The sequence below is a fragment of the Streptomyces sp. NBC_00400 genome (assembly GCF_036048035.1).
Taxonomy (GTDB): domain Bacteria; phylum Actinomycetota; class Actinomycetes; order Streptomycetales; family Streptomycetaceae; genus Streptomyces.
In genome coordinates this window covers 2,417,550-2,438,552 of record NZ_CP107940.1, presented here as the reverse complement: position 1 = coordinate 2,438,552, position 21,003 = coordinate 2,417,550, and the positions used below count along the sequence as shown (strand labels likewise).

General features: G+C 69.7%; 14 protein-coding genes. 3 read left to right on the top strand and 11 right to left on the bottom strand.

Going from position 1 to position 21,003, the window contains the following annotated elements:
- Positions 1–364: 364 nt before the first annotated feature.
- The 3 genes from OHS81_RS10580 to OHS81_RS10570 all read right to left on the bottom strand — a co-directional run bounded on the left by OHS81_RS10580 (position 365) and on the right by OHS81_RS10570 (position 5,823).
- Positions 365–1,996, bottom strand: coding sequence for a M4 family metallopeptidase (locus OHS81_RS10580; RefSeq protein ID WP_328384564.1), 1,632 nt, complete (start codon positions 1,994–1,996; stop codon positions 365–367).
- A gap of 288 nt (positions 1,997–2,284) precedes the next feature.
- Positions 2,285–4,564 carry a M4 family metallopeptidase gene (locus OHS81_RS10575; protein ID WP_328384563.1) on the bottom strand — a complete coding sequence of 760 codons (2,280 nt, stop codon included), beginning with the start codon at positions 4,562–4,564 and terminating at the stop codon, positions 2,285–2,287.
- A 572-nt stretch (positions 4,565–5,136) separates the two neighbouring features.
- Positions 5,137–5,823, bottom strand: a complete 687-nt coding sequence (locus OHS81_RS10570) for a DUF4328 domain-containing protein (protein ID WP_328384562.1) — start codon at positions 5,821–5,823, stop codon at positions 5,137–5,139.
- A gap of 130 nt (positions 5,824–5,953) precedes the next feature.
- Between OHS81_RS10570 and OHS81_RS10565 the strand changes: the two genes are divergently transcribed.
- Positions 5,954–6,181: a hypothetical protein gene (locus OHS81_RS10565; protein WP_328384561.1), complete on the top strand. Its 228-nt coding sequence runs from the start codon at positions 5,954–5,956 to the stop codon at positions 6,179–6,181.
- A 148-nt stretch (positions 6,182–6,329) separates the two neighbouring features.
- On the top strand, positions 6,330–7,082 hold the full coding sequence (locus OHS81_RS10560; RefSeq protein WP_328384560.1) for an alpha/beta hydrolase: 753 nt from the start codon (positions 6,330–6,332) through the stop codon (positions 7,080–7,082).
- A 99-nt stretch (positions 7,083–7,181) separates the two neighbouring features.
- On the opposite strand, the gene OHS81_RS10555 is transcribed toward OHS81_RS10560, so the two are convergent.
- The 6 genes from OHS81_RS10555 to OHS81_RS10530 form a co-directional block, all read right to left on the bottom strand.
- On the bottom strand, positions 7,182–8,270 hold the full coding sequence (locus tag OHS81_RS10555; RefSeq protein WP_328384559.1) for a branched-chain amino acid aminotransferase: 1,089 nt from the start codon (positions 8,268–8,270) through the stop codon (positions 7,182–7,184).
- Positions 8,271–8,360: 90 nt separating this feature from the next.
- Positions 8,361–9,164, bottom strand: coding sequence for an enoyl-ACP reductase FabI (fabI, locus tag OHS81_RS10550; protein WP_328384558.1), 804 nt, complete (start codon positions 9,162–9,164; stop codon positions 8,361–8,363).
- On the bottom strand, positions 9,161–10,330 hold the full coding sequence (locus OHS81_RS10545; protein ID WP_328384557.1) for a beta-ketoacyl-[acyl-carrier-protein] synthase family protein: 1,170 nt from the start codon (positions 10,328–10,330) through the stop codon (positions 9,161–9,163). The genes fabI and OHS81_RS10545 overlap by 4 nt, the downstream gene beginning before the upstream one ends.
- A complete protein-coding gene (locus tag OHS81_RS10540) occupies positions 10,327–10,575 on the bottom strand; it encodes an acyl carrier protein (protein WP_328384556.1) in 249 nt (82 codons plus the stop codon). Before OHS81_RS10540 ends, OHS81_RS10545 begins: the two co-directional genes overlap by 4 nt.
- Positions 10,576–10,607: 32 nt before the next feature.
- Positions 10,608–11,720, bottom strand: coding sequence for a radical SAM protein (locus tag OHS81_RS10535; RefSeq protein ID WP_328384555.1), 1,113 nt, complete (start codon positions 11,718–11,720; stop codon positions 10,608–10,610).
- A gap of 14 nt (positions 11,721–11,734) precedes the next feature.
- A complete protein-coding gene (locus OHS81_RS10530) occupies positions 11,735–12,454 on the bottom strand; it encodes a ferritin-like fold-containing protein (RefSeq protein ID WP_328384554.1) in 720 nt (239 codons plus the stop codon).
- A gap of 273 nt (positions 12,455–12,727) precedes the next feature.
- On the opposite strand from OHS81_RS10530, the gene OHS81_RS10525 reads away from it, so the two are divergent.
- Positions 12,728–14,395 (top strand): beta-ketoacyl synthase N-terminal-like domain-containing protein, encoded by a 1,668-nt coding sequence (locus tag OHS81_RS10525; RefSeq protein ID WP_328384553.1) that lies wholly within the window; start codon positions 12,728–12,730, stop codon positions 14,393–14,395.
- 77 nt (positions 14,396–14,472) lie between these two features.
- Here the strand turns inward: OHS81_RS10525 and OHS81_RS10520 are convergent, their stop codons facing one another.
- Together OHS81_RS10520 and OHS81_RS10515 are read right to left on the bottom strand one after the other, a co-directional pair.
- On the bottom strand, positions 14,473–14,898 hold the full coding sequence (locus tag OHS81_RS10520; protein ID WP_328384552.1) for a PaaI family thioesterase: 426 nt from the start codon (positions 14,896–14,898) through the stop codon (positions 14,473–14,475).
- Positions 14,891–20,857 carry a type I polyketide synthase gene (locus OHS81_RS10515; protein WP_328384551.1) on the bottom strand — a complete coding sequence of 1,989 codons (5,967 nt, stop codon included), beginning with the start codon at positions 20,855–20,857 and terminating at the stop codon, positions 14,891–14,893. Before OHS81_RS10515 ends, OHS81_RS10520 begins: the two co-directional genes overlap by 8 nt.
- Positions 20,858–21,003: the final 146 nt, after the last annotated feature.

Genomic DNA, 21,003 nt, shown 5'->3' with positions numbered 1-21,003 from the left:
TGCGCCGGCGGATACGCTGCCGCCCCCTCGCGAGAGGCTGCGGCACTGCGCTGACACGGTCGGCGTTCGCCTCCTCAACTCGGTGTGATCACAGCGGAGTTGCGGTGTGCGGATGTCCGGTGCCGCGCCGGATTCCCTCGGCGCCCACCTCGCAGCCTCCCCCCAGGAGGTAGTCCGTACAAGGGCGCATGAGGGGGTGAAATCGGCCATATCACGGGACGCGGCGGTAAGGGCTGTCCCGTAGGGAGGGGGCCGGACCCTCCCCCGGACGCGCGAAAGCGGTGCCCGGAGAAGTTCTCTCCGGACACCGCTCGCTGCGGGGTGGTCTCACCCCGAAAGGATCAGCGCGTTGGCGCGTGGGGTGTTACTTGACGGCGACGCCGTCCCACGCGGCCTCGACGCCCTTGACCTCGGGGCTGCCGGCCTTGTACAGGTCGGTGGCCGCCTTGACGGTCGCCTCACGGGCGGCCTTGTAGTCGGTGTTCGAGGTCATGTACTCGGTCAGGGCCTTGAACCAGATCTTCTCGGCCTTGTCCCGGCCGATGCCCTCGACCTTCTTGTCGTCCTTCGTGGGGCTGTCGTACTTGACGCCACCGATCTCCTTCGGGCCGCTGCCCTCGGACAGCAGGTAGAAGAAGTGGTTGGCCACGCCCGAGGAGTAGTGCGGGTCGAGACCACCGGTGCTGGAGTCCCAGAAGTCCTTCGACTGACCGTCCTTGGACGGCTTGTCCATGTAGCGCAGCGGCTTGCCGTCACCGTTGATGTTGATCTTCTCGCCGATGAGGTAGTCGCCCGGGTCCTTGTCGTTCTTGGCGTAGAACTCGACCGAGGTACCGAAGATGTCCGAGGTGCCCTCGTTCAGGCCGCCGGACTCACCGCTGTAGGTGAGGTTGGCGGTGGCGGCGGTGACACCGTGCGACATCTCGTGCGCCGCGACGTCGAGGGCGGTCAGCGGGGCCTTGTCGCCCTCGCCGTCGCCGTACGACATGCAGAAGCAGTCGTCGTCCCAGAAGGCGTTCACGTAGTTCTTGCCGTAGTGGACGCGCGAGGTGGCACCCTTGCCGTCGCCCTTGATGCCGTTGCGGCCCTGGACCTTCTTGTAGTAGTCCCAGGTCTCGGCGGCACCGTAGTGGGCGTCGACGGCCGCGGTCTGCGGGTCGTCCGGCTTGCCGGTGCCCCACTTGTCGTCCTCGTCCGTGAAGGCCTTGCCCTCGCCGGACTCGCTGTTGCCGAGGTTGAGGGTCTTGTGACCGCCGCGGTCGGCGTCGGTCAGCGTGAAGCCGCTGCCCTCCTTGGAGGTGCCCAGGTCGACGGAGCCGCTGAACTCGCTCTCGCCCTTGCCGGTGCGGATGTCGTCGTACTGGAAGATCTTCTTGCCGCTGTTGGCGTCGGTGATGACGTGCATCCGGCTGGGCGTGCCGTCCTTCTTGACGCCCTTGACGACGGTGTCGTAGGCGAGGACGGGGCTGCCGGAGGCGGCCCAGACGACCTTCTTGGGCGCCTGCGCGTCGGCCTTCTTGCCGCTGAGCGACTTCACCGCGGTGCCCTGCGCCGTCTGCGCGGCGGCGGTCGGGGCTATCTTCGCCGTGGTGGAGGCCACCTTGACCGACTTCCCCGTCGACTTGGTGGTGCTCTTGATCGCGCCGCCCTTGGCGGTGTGCACGACCATGTCGCCGCCGAGGACCGGAAGGCCGGCGTAGGTGCGGTCGTAGCGGGTGTGCGTGGTGCCGTCGGCGTCCTTGATGACGTCCTTGACGACCAGCTTCTCCTGCGCGCCCAGGCCGAGTTCCTTGGCGGTCTGCGCCTTGGTGGCGCTCGCGTCACGCAGCAGTTCCGCGCGGTGCGAGGCGCTCAGCTTGAGCGGCGAACCGTCCGCGGTGGGGGCCTGGACGGGGGAGGCGCCGGCGGTGCCTGCGGTGATGCCGGCGGCCAGGAGGCCTGCCGCCGCGAGGGAGATACCGGCGATACGAGTCTTACGGGACATGTGGGGGGTCACGCGTGCTCCTTCAACTTTGCCAAGAGGTGGGGGTGCAAAGCGATGCGGGTGTGACGTGCGTTCGGGAAGACTGCCATTCGAACGCGTGCATGTCAGGAGGGTGTTCGGGAATTGGCTGAAAATTGTCCGTAGAGAGGTGATCGCTGTTCGTATAACGGAGCTGGGCGCCACCCCCGAAGATCCGGGAGTGACGCCCAACAGGCTTGCCCAGCAGGTCAGTTGTGAGCTGCGACGATCCGCCGGCCCGCTTGTGTCACACGAAGGTGACGGCCGGGTGCCGAGGCACGGTCAGAACGTCAGCTTCCAGCCGTTGATGTAGCCGGTGTCCTGGGAGTAGACGTCCTGAACCCGCAGCTTCCAGGTGCCGGAGGCCTTCTCCGAGGAGGCGTTGACGGTGTAGGTCGTCTTCACATCGGCCGCCGAGTCGAAGGCGCTGGAGTTCTTCAGCCGGTAGGCCGTGCCGTCCGGGGCGATCAGGTCCACGACCAGGTCACCGCGGTAGGTGTGCACGATGTCCACCGCGACCTTGAGGGTGCTCGGCGCATTGCCGGTGCGGCCGACATTGATCGGTGAGGTGACCGCCGCGCCCGCGTCCGGAATCGCCACGTCGTCGGCGTTCTCGAAGACGTTGCCGCCGCCGGCCGCGTTGACCGTCCAGGTGAAGGCGGCCGTACCGGTCTTCTTCGCGGCGTCGGTGACCGTGACCGTCACATTGCTGGTGCCGGCCGTGGTCGGCGTACCGGAGACCAGGCCGGTGGTCGCGTTGAGCGACAGCCCGGCGGGCAGGCCGGTCGCCGCGTACGACAGTGCGCCCGCGGTGCCGCTGCTCGCCTTGATCTGCAGGCTCGCCGCCTGGCCCACGGTGCTGGTCTGGTTGCCCGGGTTGGTGACGGTGACCCCGCCGCCGTCCGGGACGCGGGCGCCGACGTTCACCGCCGCCCAGGTGTTGGCGACCGTGTTGTACGACGCGCTGCCCTGGCCGAACAGGTCCGCCGCGGCCTGCAGGGTGGCGGTACGGGCGCCCGCGTAGTTGGTGTTGGCGCTCATGTACTGGCTGAGTGCCTTGAACCAGACCTTCTCGGCGTTGGCCCGGCCGATGCCCGGGACCGGCAGGCCGTCGGAGGTCGGGCTGTCGTAGTGGACGCCGCCGATGTCCTTCGGGCCGCTGCCCTCGGACAGCAGGTAGAAGAAGTGGTTGGCGACACCGGACGAGTAGTGCACGTCCTTGTTGCCGACGTTGCTCGACCAGTAGTCGGCCGAGGCACCGTCCTTGGACGGCTTGTCCATGTAACGCAGCGGGGTGCCGTCGCCGTTGATGTCGATCTTCTCGCCGATGAGGTAGTCACCGGGGTCGGAGGTGTTGTTGGCGTAGAACTCCACCGCGGTGCCGAAGATGTCCGAGGTCGCCTCGTTGAGGCCGCCGGACTCACCGCTGTAGGTGAGGTTGGCGGTGGCCGCGGTGACACCGTGCGACATCTCGTGGCCGGCCACGTCGATGGCGGTCAGCGGGGAGTTGTTGCCGCTGCCGTCGCCGTACGTCATGCAGAAGCAGCCGTCGTCCCAGAAGGCGTTGACGTAGCTGTTGCCGTAGTGCACACGGGAGTAGGCGCCCACGCCGTCGCCCTTGATGCCGCTGCGGCCGTGCACGTTCTTGTAGTAGTCCCAGGTCTCCTGCGCGCCGTAGGCCGCGTCGACAGCGGCCGTCTGGGCGTTCTGCGGGGTGCCGTCGCCCCAGGTGTCGTCCGCGTCGGTGAAGAGCGTGCCGGTCCCGGAGGACCCGTGCTTGAGGTCGTACGTCTTGTGGCCCCCGCGCGTGGCGTCGGTCATCGAGAAGTTCGGCGCCGAACCCGAGGTCCCGAGGGTGACCTTGCCGCTGTACTCGCTGTTGCCGATGCCCTTGTCGATCCCCTGGTACTCGAAGATCTTGGCGCCGGTCGTGGCATCCGTGATGACATGCAGCTGGCTGGGGGTGCCGTCGTCCTGCAGCCCGCCGACCACCGTCTCGTACGCGAGCAGCGGCTTGCCGTCGGCGACCCAGACCACCTTGCGCGGTGCCTTCGCGGCTCCGGTCTTCTCCGACCCGAGCGCCCGCGCCGACGAGACGGCCTTCGCCTCGGCCGCGGCCGGCTTCACCTTCGCGGTCGTGCTCGCGACCTTGAGCTGGGAGCGCACGGCCTTGGTGACGCCCTTGAGGGTGCCGCCCTTGGCCCGGTGCACCACGAGGTCGCCGCCGAGGACGGGCAGTCCGTCGTAGGTGCGCTCGTAGCGGGTGTGGACGGTGCCGTCGACGTCCTTCGAGACGTCCTTGACGACCAGCTTCTCCTGCGCGCCGAGCTTGAGCTGCCGGGCGGTCTCGGCGGTGGTGGCACTGGCTGCCCGTATCAGCTCCGCACGCTGGGACGGGGACAGCTTGGCCGGCAGGGCGCCGGGATCGGGGGTGGCATGCGTGGTGCCCGGCCGCGGGGCGGCCGCCGTGCCGGTACCGGCCTGGACGCCGACTGCCAGCATTGCCGTGACGGCGACGAGTGCGCCGGTCGCAACGGCGCGTCCATGGGGGGTGCGTCTCACACTGACTCCTTCTGCGGTGGCCGCCCGAGTGGCGAGGCGGCCGAGGGGGACCGGGCGGCGAAGCGGCCGTCCGGGCAGAGCGAGGCAGAACTCTTGGAGCGTGTGGGGGGAGACGTACGGGAGGTGCTGGGTGTACGGGCGGTACGGGCAGTACGGGTGGGAAAGGTGGAACCTGCGGCCACCGCGGGATGTGGTGCTGTGGGGATCCGTGCGGCGGTTGCGGGGAAGAGTCCCACCACCAGTGGCTTGTTGTCAGGCACCGTTCAACGAATTGGCCGGAAACCGTCCGTTGCGCGAAATCGGTGTTCGGAACCCGGACGGCCCGTGATCGGCCGCGCGATCCGTTCCCGCCCGTTCAAACCTCCGAAAACTGTGGGAAGCGCAGCTCATAGCCGTCCGGATCCCGTCCCATGAAGATCCCGCCGCCGGGGCGCCTTTGGCGGCTCCGGGGGCGCCCTTGCGGGCTCGGGGGTGCCGGGCGGCGCTCGCTCCGCCGGGAACGGAGACCGCCGTGGCCGTCGTGGCCGCCGCGGCCGGCCGGCCCGTCGGCCGCCCGCCGCGGCGCGTGCCGCTCAGCCCGCCGCTGTGCCGGTGTTCTCGAACCGCGGGGCGTTGCCGATGCGTTGCTGCTGCGCCGCGGTGAGGGCGCGGACGACGAAAATGCCGGCCACCGCCGCGCCGATGACGGCGGTGTCCGCGGCCAGGAGCGGCCGTACGTCCTGGTAGGCGCGGGCGATGACGTCGTCCGTGGAACCCGTGTACATCAGGCCCGTACCGCTCAGCATCCCGGCCAGCCACAGGCCCCACCACCAGTTCACGGCGCGCGGCAGCCGTTCTCCCGGCGCGCTCGCACGGTGGACGTCGACGATGATGCCGCGGGGCACCCACAGGTTCGCCACGGGCACGATCCAGCCCGCGTAGACCCACGGCCCGGCGTAGCGCGGCGGCTGTCCGGAGAGGGCGCAGGCGTTGTCCCGGACGCGCCACAACCAGGCCAGAAAGGCGAGCGCGCAGAGCACGGTGGTCGCGCCCGCCAGGGCGCTGACCATGTGGAAGGCGTTCTCCAGGGCGGTCAGCGTGCGATGCCGGCCGCCGCCCTGGTCCGGGAGCCCGGAAGCAGGCATCCCGGACAGGGCGAGCCGGAGCTGCCACAGGGCAACGGCCGCCCAGGCGGCACCGGCGAGGACGAGGGCGGCGACGGCGCAGCGGGCAGCGCCGCGGACCGGGCGCAGGGAGCGCGGCGAGGGAAGATCGTTCACTCGATCATCCTTTCCCACGAGGGGCCGCGTAGGCCAGACGGGACCACCGCACGCAGTCCACGTGGTGGCGTGGGCTCGCTGTCGGTGGGATGTCGGTGCACTGTAGGCCGGGCGGCGCAGCATGGTGCGCATGGCTGAACTCGTCGCCACCTCCATGGATGGCACGCACCTCACCGCTCTCGACAGCGGCGGAGGACCGACGCTGTTCCTCGTTCACGGGGGCCCGCCCATGCCCACCAGGTCGTTGGTCGGAGGGGGCGCGGCCCGGCGCGCCCGTAAGGCCCTCGCCGCGCAGGACGGGTGTGCCGCGGTGGAGCGCCGAGGTGGTGTGACGGACAGACAGCAGCCCGGCCGGTGAAGGCGGGAAGTCGCCGGCTCAAGCAGGTAACCAGGGACCGTTCCGGGTTCCCCCGGGTTTCGTGGTGCGCGGACACGGTTCTTGCCCGGCCGTGTGCGTCCTGCCGCGGGACACCGGGAACCGATACCGATCGGCGGGGAGGATATGCATGTTCACATCGCGCGAACGCAGTGCAGGGCTGACGGAGTGGCAAGGGGAGGACGCGGTGAAGGCGGTGGCTCTGCTGCTGCCCGGCGGGTTCGTCCGCAGCCGGCGGGGGCCGCTGAAGATCGCCGAGCTGGGACTGCAGGACCTGATGGCCGAACTCACGGAGCGTGGACGCTCCGGCGGTATTGCCGTGCACCTGCTCCACTACCGCTACCGGGGCTGGAACGGTGATGCCGCAGACACCGCCGTCGACACCCGCTGGGCGCTGGACGAGATCACCCGTCGGTACGGCGACGTCCCCGTCGTACTGATCGGCAACTCGCTGGGGGGCCGTGCCGCCTTCTGGACCGCCGGCCACCCCACCGTGGCAGGCGTGGTCGGTATCGCCCCCTGGTTGCCGGCCGGCGACCAGGGGGAGCACCTGGCGGGCCGACGGGTGCTGATCATCCATGGCGACCGGGACCGCAGTGCGGCGAGCGCCGCCCGCTCGCTGGAGTACGCCCGGCGGGCCCGCCAGGTGGTGCCGGACCTGGTCCGGTATGAGGTGCCCGGCGGCCGTCACTACCTGATCAAACGGGCCGATGACGTCCGCGCCCTCACCACTGCTTTCGTGCTCGCCGTCCTCGGCGCGGGGCCGTCGCCCACCGCCTCCGGCGACCTGCGGACACCGCTGCCGTCCCGGCCGGGAACCCTTCCGGGGCCGGACCATGCGCCGAGTTCTTCGCGTAGGGCCAGGTGGCCGTCTCGGCGGTGACGGACGTCCCCGGCCCGTCCGCGCTTGCGGCCGGGCGTCCGCTTGGCCGGGTCCCGGCCGGTCCCGTCGTGACCACCGAATGGGCCACGACGGCGTGGATCAGATCACGCGCCTCATCCAGCCGTGCCTGTCTTCGGCACGGCCGTACTGGATGTCCAATACGTGATTGCGGAGTGCGACCGTCTGCTTGCCGGGTGCGCCGCTTCCGACGGTGAAGTCGAAGCCGTCACCCTTGAAGCCCACGATCGGCGTGACCACGGCCGCCGTGCCGGCGGCGAACACCTCGGTGATCGAACCGTCTGCGGCGCCGGCACGCAGTTCGTCGAGCGTGATGGACTGCTCCACCGGGGTCAGACCGAAGTCGTCGGCGAGAGCGAGGATGGTGGCCCGGGTCACGCCTTCGAGAATCGTGCCGAGGGGTGGGGTCAGCAGTTCACCGCTCGATGTGATCAGGCACAGGTTCATGGTGCCGGACTCTTCCAGGTTGCCCTCGCCGCCGGTCTCGTCCAGGTACATGACCTGGTCACAGCCGTGCTCTCGTGCCTCGATCTGCGCGGCGAGGCTCGCGGCGTAGTTGCCGCCGCATTTGGCTGTGCCGGTCCCGCCCTTCGCCGCGCGCGTGTACTGGCTGCTCACCCACAGTGAGACGCCACTGACGCCGGAGGGGAAGTAAGGCCCGGCGGGGCTCGCGATCACCGAGTAGACCACCTGCTCGGCCGGCCGGACACCGAGGAATGCCTCTGTCGCGAACATGAACGGCCGTACGTAGAGGCTCTCTTCACCGCCGGAGGCCGGAACCCACTGTTCGTCGGCGCGGATCAGCTCCTCCGCACTGGCGAGGAAGTCCTCCTCCGGCAGCTCAGGAAGCGCAATCCTTTTGGCCGAGCGGATGAATCGCCGTGCGTTCTCCTCGGGACGGAACAGCCAGATGCTGCCGTCGGCGTGGCGGTACGCCTTCAGGCCCTCGAAGATCTCCTGAGCGTAGTGCAGTACTGCTGCGCTGGGGTGCAGGGAGAAGGGCTCCAGCGGCGCGATCTTGTGCTCGTGCCACCCGTCTGCCGGGGTCCACACCGCCGAGGCCATGTGATCGGTGAAGTGCCGCCCGAAGCCTGGTTCCGACAGGATCGCCGCCCGTTCCGCATCCGGCACAGGACTCTTTGTGCGGAACAAGGGGAAATCGCGGCCCATGGCCAACTCCTTCGATACCGACGGCTTTTTTCTAGCGACAGACGCCTCCCACTGACGTCATCCTGCCACATGAGTATCAGTCAATTATGGTCAACGCGGGGCCTCTCCGATCCCGCCGGCTATGGCATGCACCCCACCATCGGCGTGCAACACCTGGCCGGTGGTACGGGCCGCCAGATCGGACAGCAGGAACAACACGGCACCCACCACTTGCTCGTGATCGGTGCGGTCCCACCCGAGAGGTGCCCAGCGCTCGTAGTACTCGGCCAGCGCGTCGAACGAGCCGACCCCCTGCGCCGAAAGAGTCTCCAGCGGGCCGGATGCGACCAGGTTCACGCGGATGCCCTGTGGCCCCAAGTACATGGCCAGGTAGCGGGCCACCGCGTCCAATGACGCCTTGAACACCCCCATCCAGTCGTAACCGGGCAAGGTGCGCGCGCTGTCGACGGTGAGTCCCACCACGCTGCCGCCGTGTTCGCTCGCGGACAGCAGCGGCGTCAGCGAGGAGACCAGCCGTTGCAACGAATACGCGGAGACCTGAAAGCCCTGTGTGGCGCTCGCCGCGGACGTATCGAGGAAGCCACCGCCCACCGCGTCCGCAGGCGCATAGGCGATGCTGTGCAGCACCCCGTCGAGCGCGTCCCAACGGCGGGCGAGTTCACCGGCGACGGCGGCCAAGGCCTCTTCATCGGTGACATCGAGGTCGATGACGTCCGGCGGGTTCGGCAGCAGCGCCGCCGCCTTACGGGCGATCCGGGCGGCACGTCCGAAGGAACTCAGCACGATGTCGGCGCCATGGCGCTGGAGCGCCGCCGCGACGTGCCAGGCGATGGACTCGTCATTGGTGACACCGGTGACCAGGTAGCGGCGGCCGCGGAGATCAAAACCGTTCACGGTGCTCCCAATACCAGGGCGGCGTTGTGACCGCCGAAACCGAACGAGTCGGAGAGCCCGACCGAACCCCTGGAACGCGGCTCCAGTACCCGGGGCGTGCGCACATGGTCGACCGGGCCGAGCGCGGGATCCGGCCGCCGTGTGCCGGCCGTCGCCGGAGCGATTCCCCGCCGCAGCGCGGCCAGGGTGACGATGGCCTCCACCGCACCACCCGCCCCGAACAGATGCCCGGTCGCCGCCTTTGTCGAGGAGAGCGGAACGGTGGACAGGGCGTCCCCCAGGACACGGCCGAGCGAGCGGATCTCCGCTTCGTCGTTCAATCGTGTTCCCGTGCCATGAGCGTTGATGTAGCAGAGGTCCCCGGGAGTGACGTCTGCGTCGGCGAGGGCCCGTCGAACGCACTGCGCCGCGGGGAGGCCGTCCGGCGGCGGCGCGGTGAGGTGGTGCGCGTCGCTTGTCGCGCCGTAGCCCAGCACCAGTCCGAGGACCGAGGCACCGCGCGCTCGCGCGCCTTCGACGCTCTCCAGGACGAGCACGCCCGCCCCCTCGCCCATGACGAAGCCGTCCCGGTCCTCGTCGAACGGCAGACACCTACCGCTCGAAGACAGCGCACCGGCGTGCTCGAACGATTCCCGGACGAGCGGCACGGAGGCCGCCTCGGCGCCGCCGACGACAGCGGCCGCCGCCTCACCGCGCCGGATGCTGCGCAAGGCGAAGCCGATGGCCTGCGCACCTGCGGCGCAGGCCCCGGAGGTGGCAAGGGACTCCCCGTGGATGCCGTAGCGCATGCTGAGACTCGCCGCGGCGCTGTTGGGCATCATCAGCGGCACGGTGAGCGGCGTCGCCTCGGCGTTCGCGTGGTCCGGTGCTCCGCCGAGACCGGTGCCCATGACGCACAGGACATCCTCGGCGGGATAGGGCAACGTGTCCGTCCACCCCGCCTGGTGCACTGCCTCGTCCGCCGCGACGAGGGCCAGTTGCGCGAAGCGCGCGTTGCGGCGCCGCTCCCGCCGGCTGAGGAAGGAGCCGGCGTCGAACTCATGGCACCTGCCGTCGCCGTCGGCCAGACCGGTCTCCCCGGCGATGAGCCGGGAGAAGAGGACATCGGCCCCGACGCCGAGCGGAGTGACCGCGCCGACGCCGGTGACCGCGACGGGAACGGTCAACGACCGGCCTGTTCCGCAACCCTCACCGCGAGCTGTCCCACCGTTACCTCGGCGAGTTCCGGACGCGGGATGGCCACCTGGTACGTGCGCTTGATGGTGGCCATGAGCTCCGCGGCGTCGAGCGAGTCGATGTCGAGGTCGTCGAACTTCGCCTCGGACGTGACGGCCTCCTCCTCCACGCCGGCGTCCACGAGCTCCTGGCGGATGAGTTCCAGTACGGTCTCGGCAGTGATGCTGTCAGACATGAACGCTCTTTCTCTGCGGTACGAAGTAGCTGTCAGCGATGGAAGTTCGGGGAGTGGGTCTGCGACCAGTACCACTGGCGCCAGTAGCTCTCCGCCAGGTCCATCCAGGTTTCCAGGCGCTGCACACTGTCCAGGAACCAGTGGAGACTGACCATCAGCCAGCTGTAGACGGCTTGGCTGTCACGGCAGTTGCCGCAGTCACCGGACGTACAGCAGAACTGCAGGGTGGCGTAGTCGGCACCGTAGACGGCGAAGCCGTCGAGGACGGGATTGCCGTTGGCGACCCGCTGCTCGTGCTCCGGCATGTCGACGCTGATGCTGGGGCACACGTCGTATCCGAAACGGGCGCCCCAGTGGCTGCGACCGGTGATCAACGCCTCGATGAAGTACGGATGGCTGACCACCGTCTCCGGATACCGTTCCTTGACTCGCAGCGCTTCGGACAGGGTCCGCTTCTCGTTCTCGATGCGCAGCGGACTTTCCGAACCGTGCTCGCTGTAGAAGTTGAACGTCACGAGGTTGCCGTTGTCGCGGATCGCCCGCACCGTGGGCTCGATGTAGGGAAGCCCCTCCTCGGACAGGGCGAAGACGAACGTCACCCGGGGGTCGTCGCGGTAGTGCTTGAGGCCCGTCTCGAACAGGCCGCGGAAGGACGAGCCGTTCGGGCGGTGTGCCCGCAGGGCGTCGTCGAGCGGACCTCCGCCGAAGAGGCTGATGCCGATCGCCACGTTCTCGAAGCCGTCCCGGGGCAGGGGGCGCAGGCCGTTGGACGAAATGGTGACGTACGGCAGTGCCTCGACGAACGGGCGCACTCTGTCGAGCACGATCGTCGGCTCGCCGCCGATGAGCGTCGCCTGCGTCACGCCTTCGGAGGCGAGCTTCTCGGCAAAGGCCCGGATGAGCCCCGGGTCCGAGGTTTCCTTCACCGCACTGTCGAATCCGCCCTCGAAGTACCAGCAGCCTTTGCAACGGATGTTGCATGCGGTGGTGAGGTGGATCTCGCAGCCGCGTACCCGCCGGCCGATGTTCCGTACGGTCTTCAGCCGCGCTGCCAGGTCGGGCCGCTCGGCCAGGATCTCCCGCAGACGGGCCTTGGACTCCGCCCTGGAGGGCGGGCGCGGTGTGATCGCCACAGGTATGGGCATGGTGGTCTCTCGCCTCACTCGGGAACACGCAGGCCGAGGTTGGTGACGCGCTCCGTGACCTTCTCGCGCCACAGCTCGATGGCCTCGCCGTTGGTGGTCTTGCGCAGCCCGTAGCGCACAGCGAGCTTCGAACGTTTGGTGTGGGGGCTTCCGAAGATGCCGACGAACATCGGCCACAGCCGGTCCAGCGCCGCCTGCAGCTGCTCGCGGCCTTCCTCGGTGACGGCGAGGTTGCGGCAGACACGTGCGCCGTGGGCGATGTGGATCTTCTCGTCCAGGATGATCGTGCGCACTGCCTCGGCCCAGGGCCGGTAGCTGCTTTCGGCGAACTCACGCAGCATCACCATGGCGGTCTCCTCGCCGATGTACGAGTAGATGCCGCGCTCGGCCCAGGTGGTGCACGAGTGCATGCGCTCGTCGGCGAACAAGGTCCGTTCGGCGAGCGACTGGTTCTCCATGTACGTGGTGTCGATACCGAGGTCGGCCAGGACGCGTTTTCCGATCTTGTAGTGGTCGTACTCCTCGGCCGCCCGCTCGGCGCACACCTGTCGCTCCTCGGATGTCGGAGCCAGGGGCAGGAACATCAGCGCGTAGTCGTCCCCGCCGGAGAGTTCGCCCTCGGTGTTGATGGTGATCTGACTGACCAGGATCTTCTGGTAGTCACGCGGCATGCGGTGGAACTCCTCGGGAGTCCGCACCACGACTTCTTCGTCGTCCAGGACTGCAATCGTCACAAGTGATCCTCGCTGCCTCGCGGTGACGGGGGAGCAGGGATGCAGACACGTCGACACCGACGCCTTGCCCCCGTTGTGCGGCCCGGATCCGGGCTCACGGTGCGCCACATTGCCACAACCGGCAGGAGAAGCACCAGAGTTGAGTGATCATCAAGTCCCTTCACCGGCTGGACGTCCCGCATCGCGGGAGCCGCCCGCTCGCGGCTGCTATCGTCCCGGCTGGTGACATCACCATCGACTTCGGATGCTGCTGCGAGCCCGCTGCGTCGGGCCATGGAGACGATCAAGTCGCTGAGGGAGCAACTCGACGCCGAACGTTCCTCCGGTCGTGTGGCCATCGTCGGCGTCGGCCTGCGCGCGCCCGGAGGAATCGGGGACCGGGAGGCGTACTGGCAGGCCCTTGCGGAGAGCCGTACCTTCATCAGGGACCTGCCCGAGCAGCGGCGCACCGTCTTCGGCCGGGCCTGGGAAGGCCTTCTGTCGCGCGGTGGCTACCTGGACGACGTACTGGGCTTCGACGCGAAGTTCTTCGGGATCTCTCCCCGTGAGGCCAGGAGTCTCGACCCGCAGCACCGCCTGCTGCTCGAGGTCGTGTGGGAGGCTTTCGAGGACGCCGCCATCCCGCCGGCGGCCGCCGCCGACTCGACCGGGGTGTACGTCGGCATCACCGGTCAGGATTACCGGTATTGGGCGGACGACGAGCCCAATTCTTCCTGGCTGATCGGCAATGGTCACTGCTTCGCGGCCGGCCGCATCGCCTACACGCTCGGGTTCCAGGGGCCGGCGATGGCTGTCGACACCGCGTGTTCCTCCTCGCTCGTGGCCCTGCACACGGCCTGCCGGGCACTGGCGGCCGGGGACTGTGACGTCGCGGTGGCCGCGGGCGTGAACCTGGTGCTCGCCCCCCGTTCCACGGCGGAGATCCAACGCACCGAGGCGTTGTCACCGGACGGCCGCTGCCGCCCGTTCGACGCGCGGGCGAACGGCTTCGTACGTGGTGAGGGGTGTGGCGCGCTCATCCTCAAGCGGCTGAGCGACGCGGAACGCGAGGGGGACCGCGTCCTGGCGGTTGTCGAAGCCTCGGGCATCAACCAGGACGGCCGGTCGTCCGGATTCACCGCGCCCAACGTGCTGTCCCAGACGAAGCTGATCGAATCCGTACTGGCGGCCGCCGGGCTGACGGCAGGGGACGTGGGATACCTGGAGGCCCATGGCACCGGAACCGCACTGGGTGATCCGATCGAGGTGGAGGCGGCCAGGACCGCCTTGGGCACACCGGCACGGGAGTGGTACGTGGGATCGGTGAAGGCCAACATCGGCCACGCGGAAGCGGCGGCGGGCGTGCTCGGCCTCATCAAGGCATTGATGTGCCTGAACAAGCGGCAGATTCCCCGGCAGGCCCAGTTCGGCACGCTGAACCCGCGGATCCACCTGGCGGACGGCGGCCCGGCCGTACCGACCGAAACCCTTGCCTGGAAAGAGTCTTCGGGACGCTGTGCGGCGGTCAGCAGTTTCGGCATGAGCGGCACCAACGCCCACGTCGTTCTCTCCGCCCACCCCGGTTCAGGCCCGCATCCGCCGTCACAGGACGGTGCCCGGACCGACGGGTTCATGGTGAGCGGTCACACGGAGAAGGCGCTCCGGGAGCTGGCGGCCCGATATGCACAGTGGGTGGACCAGGCCGACTACGCGGCGTTCGCGTACACCGCGACGCATGGCCGTACCCGGCTGCGCCACGCGGTCTGGGTCAGCGCGGACAACGCCGAGGCCGCCGCAGAGGCCCTGGCCGCTCTCGCCGACGGCGGCCGGGACCCGCGGGTGACGGCCATGGATCCGGCGGCACCGGTGCCGGGCAGAGCGGTACGGGCGGTGACGTCTCTGCCGTCCTACCCCTGGGAGCGGTCGGGTTACTCGATACGTCCGCTCGATCAGGGCAGGTAGCCGAACGGCCTCGTCCCGGCACTCGGGGAGCGCAGGCCGACGACCAGGCGCCGTCCCGCTCCCCGCAGGCGCCGCGCTCAGGAAAGTCTCTTGCCGGGGTAGGAGAAGTGCAGGGTCCCCATCGCCACGAGGAGACCCTGTTCGTCCTCGACATGCGCGGTGAGGACGGCCGATCGGCGCCCGACACGGGCTGCCGCGACGCGGACGCGCAGCAATCCCGGCTCCACCGCCTCAAGGAAACTGAAGCTGCTCGACGTCAGCACCGCCGAAGGCACCTTCCCCGCATACGCGCTGACCGCAACGAATGCGGACAGGTCGGCGAAGGTGAAGATCGCCGGGCCGGAGACGGTACCGCCGGGCCGCACCCACAGCCGCTCCGGCGCCGCCGTGAACACCAACCCCTCGGACGTCACCTCGGCCACGTCGAGACCGGCTTCGTCCGGCAGGTACTCCGCGAGGAGCTGACGTGCCTCCTCAAGGGTCAGCAAGGGCTTCTCAGTCACGTGCAGTTGCCTCTTCCCTGGCCAACAGGTCGGTCAGCGCCCCGGTCAGGCGCGACAGCGTTCCGTACTTCCACAGCAGAGTGGGGCTCAGACGCGTGGCGAGCGAGGCCTCCAGCCGGTTGCGCAGCTCCAGGGTCATCAGCGAGTCGAGGCCGAGGGACCGCAACGGGACGTCGTCCAGCAGCTTCTCGGGTGCGAGGCGCAGCACCAGCGCCGCCTCGTGGCGGACGATGCCCGCCACGAGTTCTCTGCGCTGACCGGCCGGAACGAGACGCAGACCGAGGCCGCCGTCCGGTGTGCCGTGCTCCGCCCCTGCGAGGGACTGCCAACTGCTCAGTGACGCGGCTGCCGGATAGGTCTCCAGCCATCGCCGCGGATCGAGCGCCGCATAGGCGACGACCGTCTGGTGCGTCTCGATGAAATGCCGCAGCGCCTGCCAGCATGCGTCGACGGTCACACTGCGCAGTCCACGACCGGCGAGCCGGTCTCCACGCCCGGCGTCCTGTGCCGCGAGCCCCACCCCGGCCACCGGCCCCCACTGCACGCTCAGACCGGGCAGGCCTTTCCGGCGCCTGCGCCTCACCAGTGCGTCCAGCCAGCTGTTCGCGGCGGCGTATGCCGCCTGCCCCGCGGTGCCCACGAATGCGGCAGCGGACGAGAACAGCACGAACAGGTCGAGTGCGTCGTGGGCGGTGAGGTCGTGCAGGAGGCGCGCGCCCTCCACCTTCGGACGGAGCACCCGTTCGACGCTGTCGGCGTCGATGGTCTGCAACGTCGCGTCGTCGAGGACACCGGCCACGTGGAACACACCGCGCAGCGGCGGCAGCGTCCGACGGATCTCGTCCAGGACGACCCTCATCCGCTGCTCGTCGGCGACGTCCGCCTGCCAGACGCGAACCGTCACGCCCTGAGCGCGCAGCGCGGCCAGCCGATCGGGATCGGCGCGCCCGGACCGTCCGATGAGTGCCAGGGCGCCGGCTCCGGAGGAGATCAGGTACTCGGCGAGCGACAGACCCAGCGCACCGAGCCCGCCGGTGATCAGGTACGTGCCTCCGGCGCGGAACCGGCCCGCCGGCAGAGGCCGTGGAGTGACGGCACCACCGGTGAGCGGGTCGACGAGCACGATCTTCCCACGGTGCTCGGCGCGCGACATGGCCCGGAACGCGTCCTCCGCGTCCGCGAAGCCCCACTGCCGCACCGGCAGCGGCCCGAACGCCCCCGTCTCGACGAGCTGCCAGGCCTCCCTGAGCAGCGCAGCGAACCGGTCGGGCCGGCGCCGCAGCAGGCCGGCGACATCGACCGCGGCGAAGGTGATCGACTTGGCGAACGCTCCGAGTTCGACGGACGTCGCCGCATGGATGTCGCGCTTTCCGACCTCCACGAAGCGACCGTCCTCAGCAAGCACCTCCAGGCCGAGCGGAATGGCCGCGCCCGCCAGTGAATTGAGCACGACATCCACGCCCCGGCCGCCGGTGGCGGCTCGTACGCCCGCCACCCAGTCGAGACCGCGCGAGTCGAAGACGTGCGTGACGCCCAGCCCGCGCAGGTACGCGCGCTTCGCCTCGGTACCCGCCGTCGCGATGACCTCCGCCCCCGCCCACCGTGCGATACGCAGCGCGGCCAGGCCGAGACCACCGGTGGCCGAATGCACCAGGACCGTGTCCCCCCTCTCGACCCGGGCCACCTGTACGAGCGCGTGCCAGGCCGTGACGAGCACCATCGGCAGGGCTGCGGCCTGAGCCGCACTCCAGCCGTCCGGCACCGGCAGCACATGACGCGCGTCCACCGTGACGTGCGAGGCGAGTGTGCCGAACCCGCAGGCCACCACGCGGTCACCCACACCCACTCCGGTCACGCCCGGGCCGGCCGACGTCACGACTCCGACGCAGTCGAGCCCCAGCACGTCGCGATCCGCCGAGGTGTCCGGGTAGACGCCCATCGTCTTCATGACGTCGATGAAGTTGAGCGAAGCGGCTTCCACGGCCACCTCGACACGGCCCGCGGCCGGCCGGGACCGGTCGAGGGGCCACCGGCACAGCGAGTCCAGGCTTCCCGGACGGGCGACACCGAGCAGGAAAGGCTGCGTGCGGGCGCCGCTCCGCCACGGCGCGGGTGTCCGGTCGGTGCCACCCCGGACACGGCGCCCCACTAGGCGTTCGCCGTCCCGCAGCACGACCCGGTCCTCGGTGGCCGCGAGCTCCGCCACCAGGTCGGCGACCCGTTCCGGGGTGAACCCGGCGACCTCGACGAGCCGCGCCAGGAACTGCGGGTACTCCGCCTGCACCACCGCCACGAAGCCGGCGTAGAGACCGGCGGAGGGATCTTCCTCCCGCACGACAACGACAAGCCGGGCCGACGGATTCTCCTCAAGGCAACGGCGGATCACCTCCGTCAGTTCCATCAGCCCGGTCCGCCCGTCCACGGGAGCGACGAAGACCACCAGGCCGGCGCGTGGCAACGCGTCGAGGCCGAGCCCGCCCGGCAGTACGTCCCTGCGACCGCAGACGACGAAGGCGCCGGGCCCTGGTCCGTCCGTCCTTTCCTGCGGCTCGAAGCTCATCCCGAAGACGTGGTCCGGGCCCGGGGCCTTTGACACCCCCGCCGGGGCGTCGGCCAGGACGACGCCGCGCAACTCGCCGACGGGCACCCGGTCGGCGTCGAACACCATGAGGTCGAAGCCGGCTGCCGTACGCCGTGCGTGGACCCACAGACGGGGCGCGCCGGTCACCGTCACGTTCGCCGAGCCGATGGCGACCGGGACACAGGGGCCGTCGCCGACGGCGAGAGCCGCTTGCAGAATGCCGTCCCACAGCACCGGGTGCAGAGCCCCCGCCGCCTGTCCCGACGGGCTGCCCGCGGGGAGCCCGATTTCGACCAGGGCCTCATCCTGGCCCAGGTGGCCCCCGAGCACCGACCTGAAGGCGCTGCCATAGGCCAGGCTCCGCTCCGCGCAGCGCCGGTAGAAGTCGTCCGGGTCCACAGGCGCGGCGCTGAGCAGCCGCTCAGGGAACTTCGCGGGCTCCGGCGAGGTGCCCCAGGAGACGAGCGTACGACAATGCCGGGTCCACCCGTTCTCCTCGCCGGAGGCCAGTGTGAACACGCCTGCCGTGCCCGCACTCGGGCGCCACGTGGCCGCGAGGGGCACCGGGGCGTCGCCCAGGGGCAGCGGCGTCGGCAGCGTGACGTCCCGCAAGGTGAGCGGCGCGTCCGCGCGGTCGCGCAACGCATTCTGGACCAGGGCCAGATACCCGCCTGCGGGGAGCACGACGGTGTCGAGCACTCGGTGATCGGCCAGCCAGGGATGGTGCGAGAGCCCCAGTTCGAGGACGGCTTCCCAGATTCCGTTGGCCGTCGACGGCCTCAGATCGAGTGCGAGGCGGCGGCTGCCTTGCCGCTTCGCATCGCCCTGCCGGGTGTCGACCCAGTAGCTTTCGCGCCGGAACGGATACGGCGGGAGGGCTGCTCGTGGCCTCCTGGCCGGGCGCGGTCCCAGAGCGCTCAGCCCGGACACATAGGCCTGACCGAAAGACCTGAGCAGGTCGGTGTGGCTGCCCTCGCCCCGGCGGAGGCTGGGCAATATCACCAAAGGCTCGTCACGGGCGTCGCCGAGTTCCCGCAGCGCCGTCCCGAGCCCCGGATGGGGACTCACCTCCACCAGATGGGTCACACCTGTGTCGAGAAGCTTCTCCGCCGCTTCGGCGAAGCGCACCCTGCTGCGCAGATTCGCCGCCCAGTAAGCGGAGTTCAGTTCCGTGCCGTCCAGCCACCGCAGGTCGACGGTGGAGAGCTGTGGAGTGTGTGCGGTGCGGGGTCGTACCGCGGACAGTGCCTCGCGAAGGGCGGGGACGATGTGGTCGATCTGCGGGCTGTGCGACCCGTAGTCGACGTCGATCAGGCGGCAGAACACCCCGTCGGTTTCCAGGATCTCCTTCAGCAGCAGTACCGCGTCGGCCTCTCCGGCGAGCACGCACGAGCGGGGCCCGTTGTGCACGGCCAGGTCGACCAGCCCTTCGAAGTCCCTCAGCGCGGCCTCAGCCTCGTGTGGGGTGAGATCGACGGCCAGCATCCGCCCGCGCCCGGTCACCTGCCGGAGAAGGTCACTGCGTCTGCTGACCACGAGCGCGGCGTCGTCGAGCGGGAGAGCCCCGGCCACGGTGGCGGCCGCGATCTCCCCCTGGCTGTGACCCACGACGACGTCCGGCCGGACGCCGGCGTCCCTCCAGGCGGCGGCGAGGGAGACCGACATCGCCCAGAGCGCGGGCTGAACCTGGTCCACGCGCGCCTGGGCCTCGCCGCTGACCACGACGTCCCGGACGTCCCAGGGGACCCGGCGCGCCAGTGCCTCGGCGCATTCGTCCATGGCCCGGGTGAACGGCGCGTTGCTGTCGTAGAGACCAGCTCCCATGCCCGGCCACTGCGCGCCCTGCCCGGGAAAGACGAAGGCCACCTTCCCGACGGGCCGTGCGCGACCCGCCGCGACCTCGCTCAGCTCCGGTGCGAGCAGTGCGCGCCGCTGCGCGAAGTGATCGCGGTGCCACGCCAGCGCCTGCGCCGTGTCGCGTATCGGCGCGCCGGCCTCCAGACGTGCGAGCACGTGCGCCGAACGCTCGCTGAGCGCTTCGTCGTTGTGAGCGCTGATCGGCAGCAGGAACCGTTCGGCGGATTCCGGCGGCGCATCCGCTGCCGTGTCGACCGTGCCGGGGGCGGCGGTGAGGACGACATGCGCGTTCGTTCCTCCCCAGCCGAACGAATTGACACCTATGTGGCTGCCCGGTGCCAAGGGCACGGGCTCACGTGCCACAGCGAGGTTCAACCCGTCGAAGTCGATGGCCGGATTCAGTTCCTCGGCGTGCAGACTCGGCGGGACGACGCCATGTTCGAGTGCCAGTGTGGCCTTCACCAACCCGGCCAGCCCGGCGGCCGGTTCGAGGTGACCGATGTTGGTCTTCACCGACCCGATGTGCAGCGTACGGTCCTGGCAGGGCACTCCCAGAACCGAGCCCAGCGCGGCCGTCTCGGCGACATCCCCGCGGACGGTGCCCGTGCCGTGGGCCTCCACGTAGACCACTTTGTCCAGGGGAACGGCTCCGGAGCCGTACACCTCCTGCAGCAGGGCCTGCTGGGCGCGGGGATTCGGCGTGACCAGGCTCTCCCCGCCGCCGTCGTTGTTGACCGCACTGGCGACGATGACGGCCCGCACCCTGTCGCCGTCGCGGACCGCACGCTCAAGTGTCTTCACGTACACCGCGACGACGCCCTCACCACGGACGAAACCGTCGGCGCCGGCGCCGAAGGCGTGGCAGCGGCCCGTCGGCGAGAGGCCGCCGAAGTGCGTGAGCCCCACGGTCACTTCCGGCGTCAGCATCAGGTTGGCCCCGCCGACCAGCGCCGCCTCGATCTCCCCGTGGCGCAGCGCCTGGCAGGCCTGGTGCAGAGCCACCAAGGACGAGGAACAACTGCTCTCGATGGTCAGGCTCGGCCCCGTGAGTCCCAGGAAGTACGACACCCGGGACGGGACACTGTCCAGGGAATTCCCCACGATGCTGTGCTGGGTCGCGCCTGCACCGCTGTTCTTCCGCAGCAGCTCGTAGTCATGCCAGAGACCGCCGAAATACACACCGGTACGCGAACCCCGCAGGCTGGCCGCCACCTCGCCGGCGTCTTCCAGCGCACGCCAAGTGGTCTCCAGCATCAGCCTTTGCTGAGGGTCCGTCACCTGTGCTTCGCGGGGTGAGATGCCGAAGAACTCGGGGTCGAATTCCTCGACCCTGTCGAGGAACCCGCCGACACGCGGGATGGCCCGGGTCGGGTCGATCACCTCGTCCGGATCCCAGCGGTCGGAGGGTACCGGACCGATGACGTCCCTTCCTGACTGCAACAACTCCCAGAAGGCGTCGAGGTCCGGCGCTTGAGGGAAGCGTCCCGCCAGACCGACTATCGCCATCATGCCCGATCGCACGCAGCTCAATGGAGCCCTCCCCCGTGGATGATCACCAGTCAACTCCACATCTTCAAGGGTGCTTTCCCCTCTGTCGACCCCCGTCCGTGGCCTGGAAGAGTGAGCTGGCACCGGTCACGGAACCTCTCCCCGCCACCTACGGCACG

Excerpts from the sequence above, each read along its gene's own strand:
- OHS81_RS10565 (WP_328384561.1), top strand. The coding sequence starts at position 5,954 with ATGGCTGAACTCGTCGCCACCTCCATGGATGGCACGCACCTCACCGCT.
- OHS81_RS10560 (WP_328384560.1), top strand. The coding sequence starts at position 6,330 with ATGTTCACATCGCGCGAACGCAGTGCAGGGCTGACGGAGTGGCAAGGG.
- OHS81_RS10555 (WP_328384559.1), bottom strand. The coding sequence starts at position 8,270 with ATGGGCCGCGATTTCCCCTTGTTCCGCACAAAGAGTCCTGTGCCGGAT.
- OHS81_RS10540 (WP_328384556.1), bottom strand. The coding sequence starts at position 10,575 with ATGTCTGACAGCATCACTGCCGAGACCGTACTGGAACTCATCCGCCAG.
- OHS81_RS10535 (WP_328384555.1), bottom strand. The coding sequence starts at position 11,720 with ATGCCCATACCTGTGGCGATCACACCGCGCCCGCCCTCCAGGGCGGAG.
- OHS81_RS10525 (WP_328384553.1), top strand. The coding sequence starts at position 12,728 with ATGGAGACGATCAAGTCGCTGAGGGAGCAACTCGACGCCGAACGTTCC.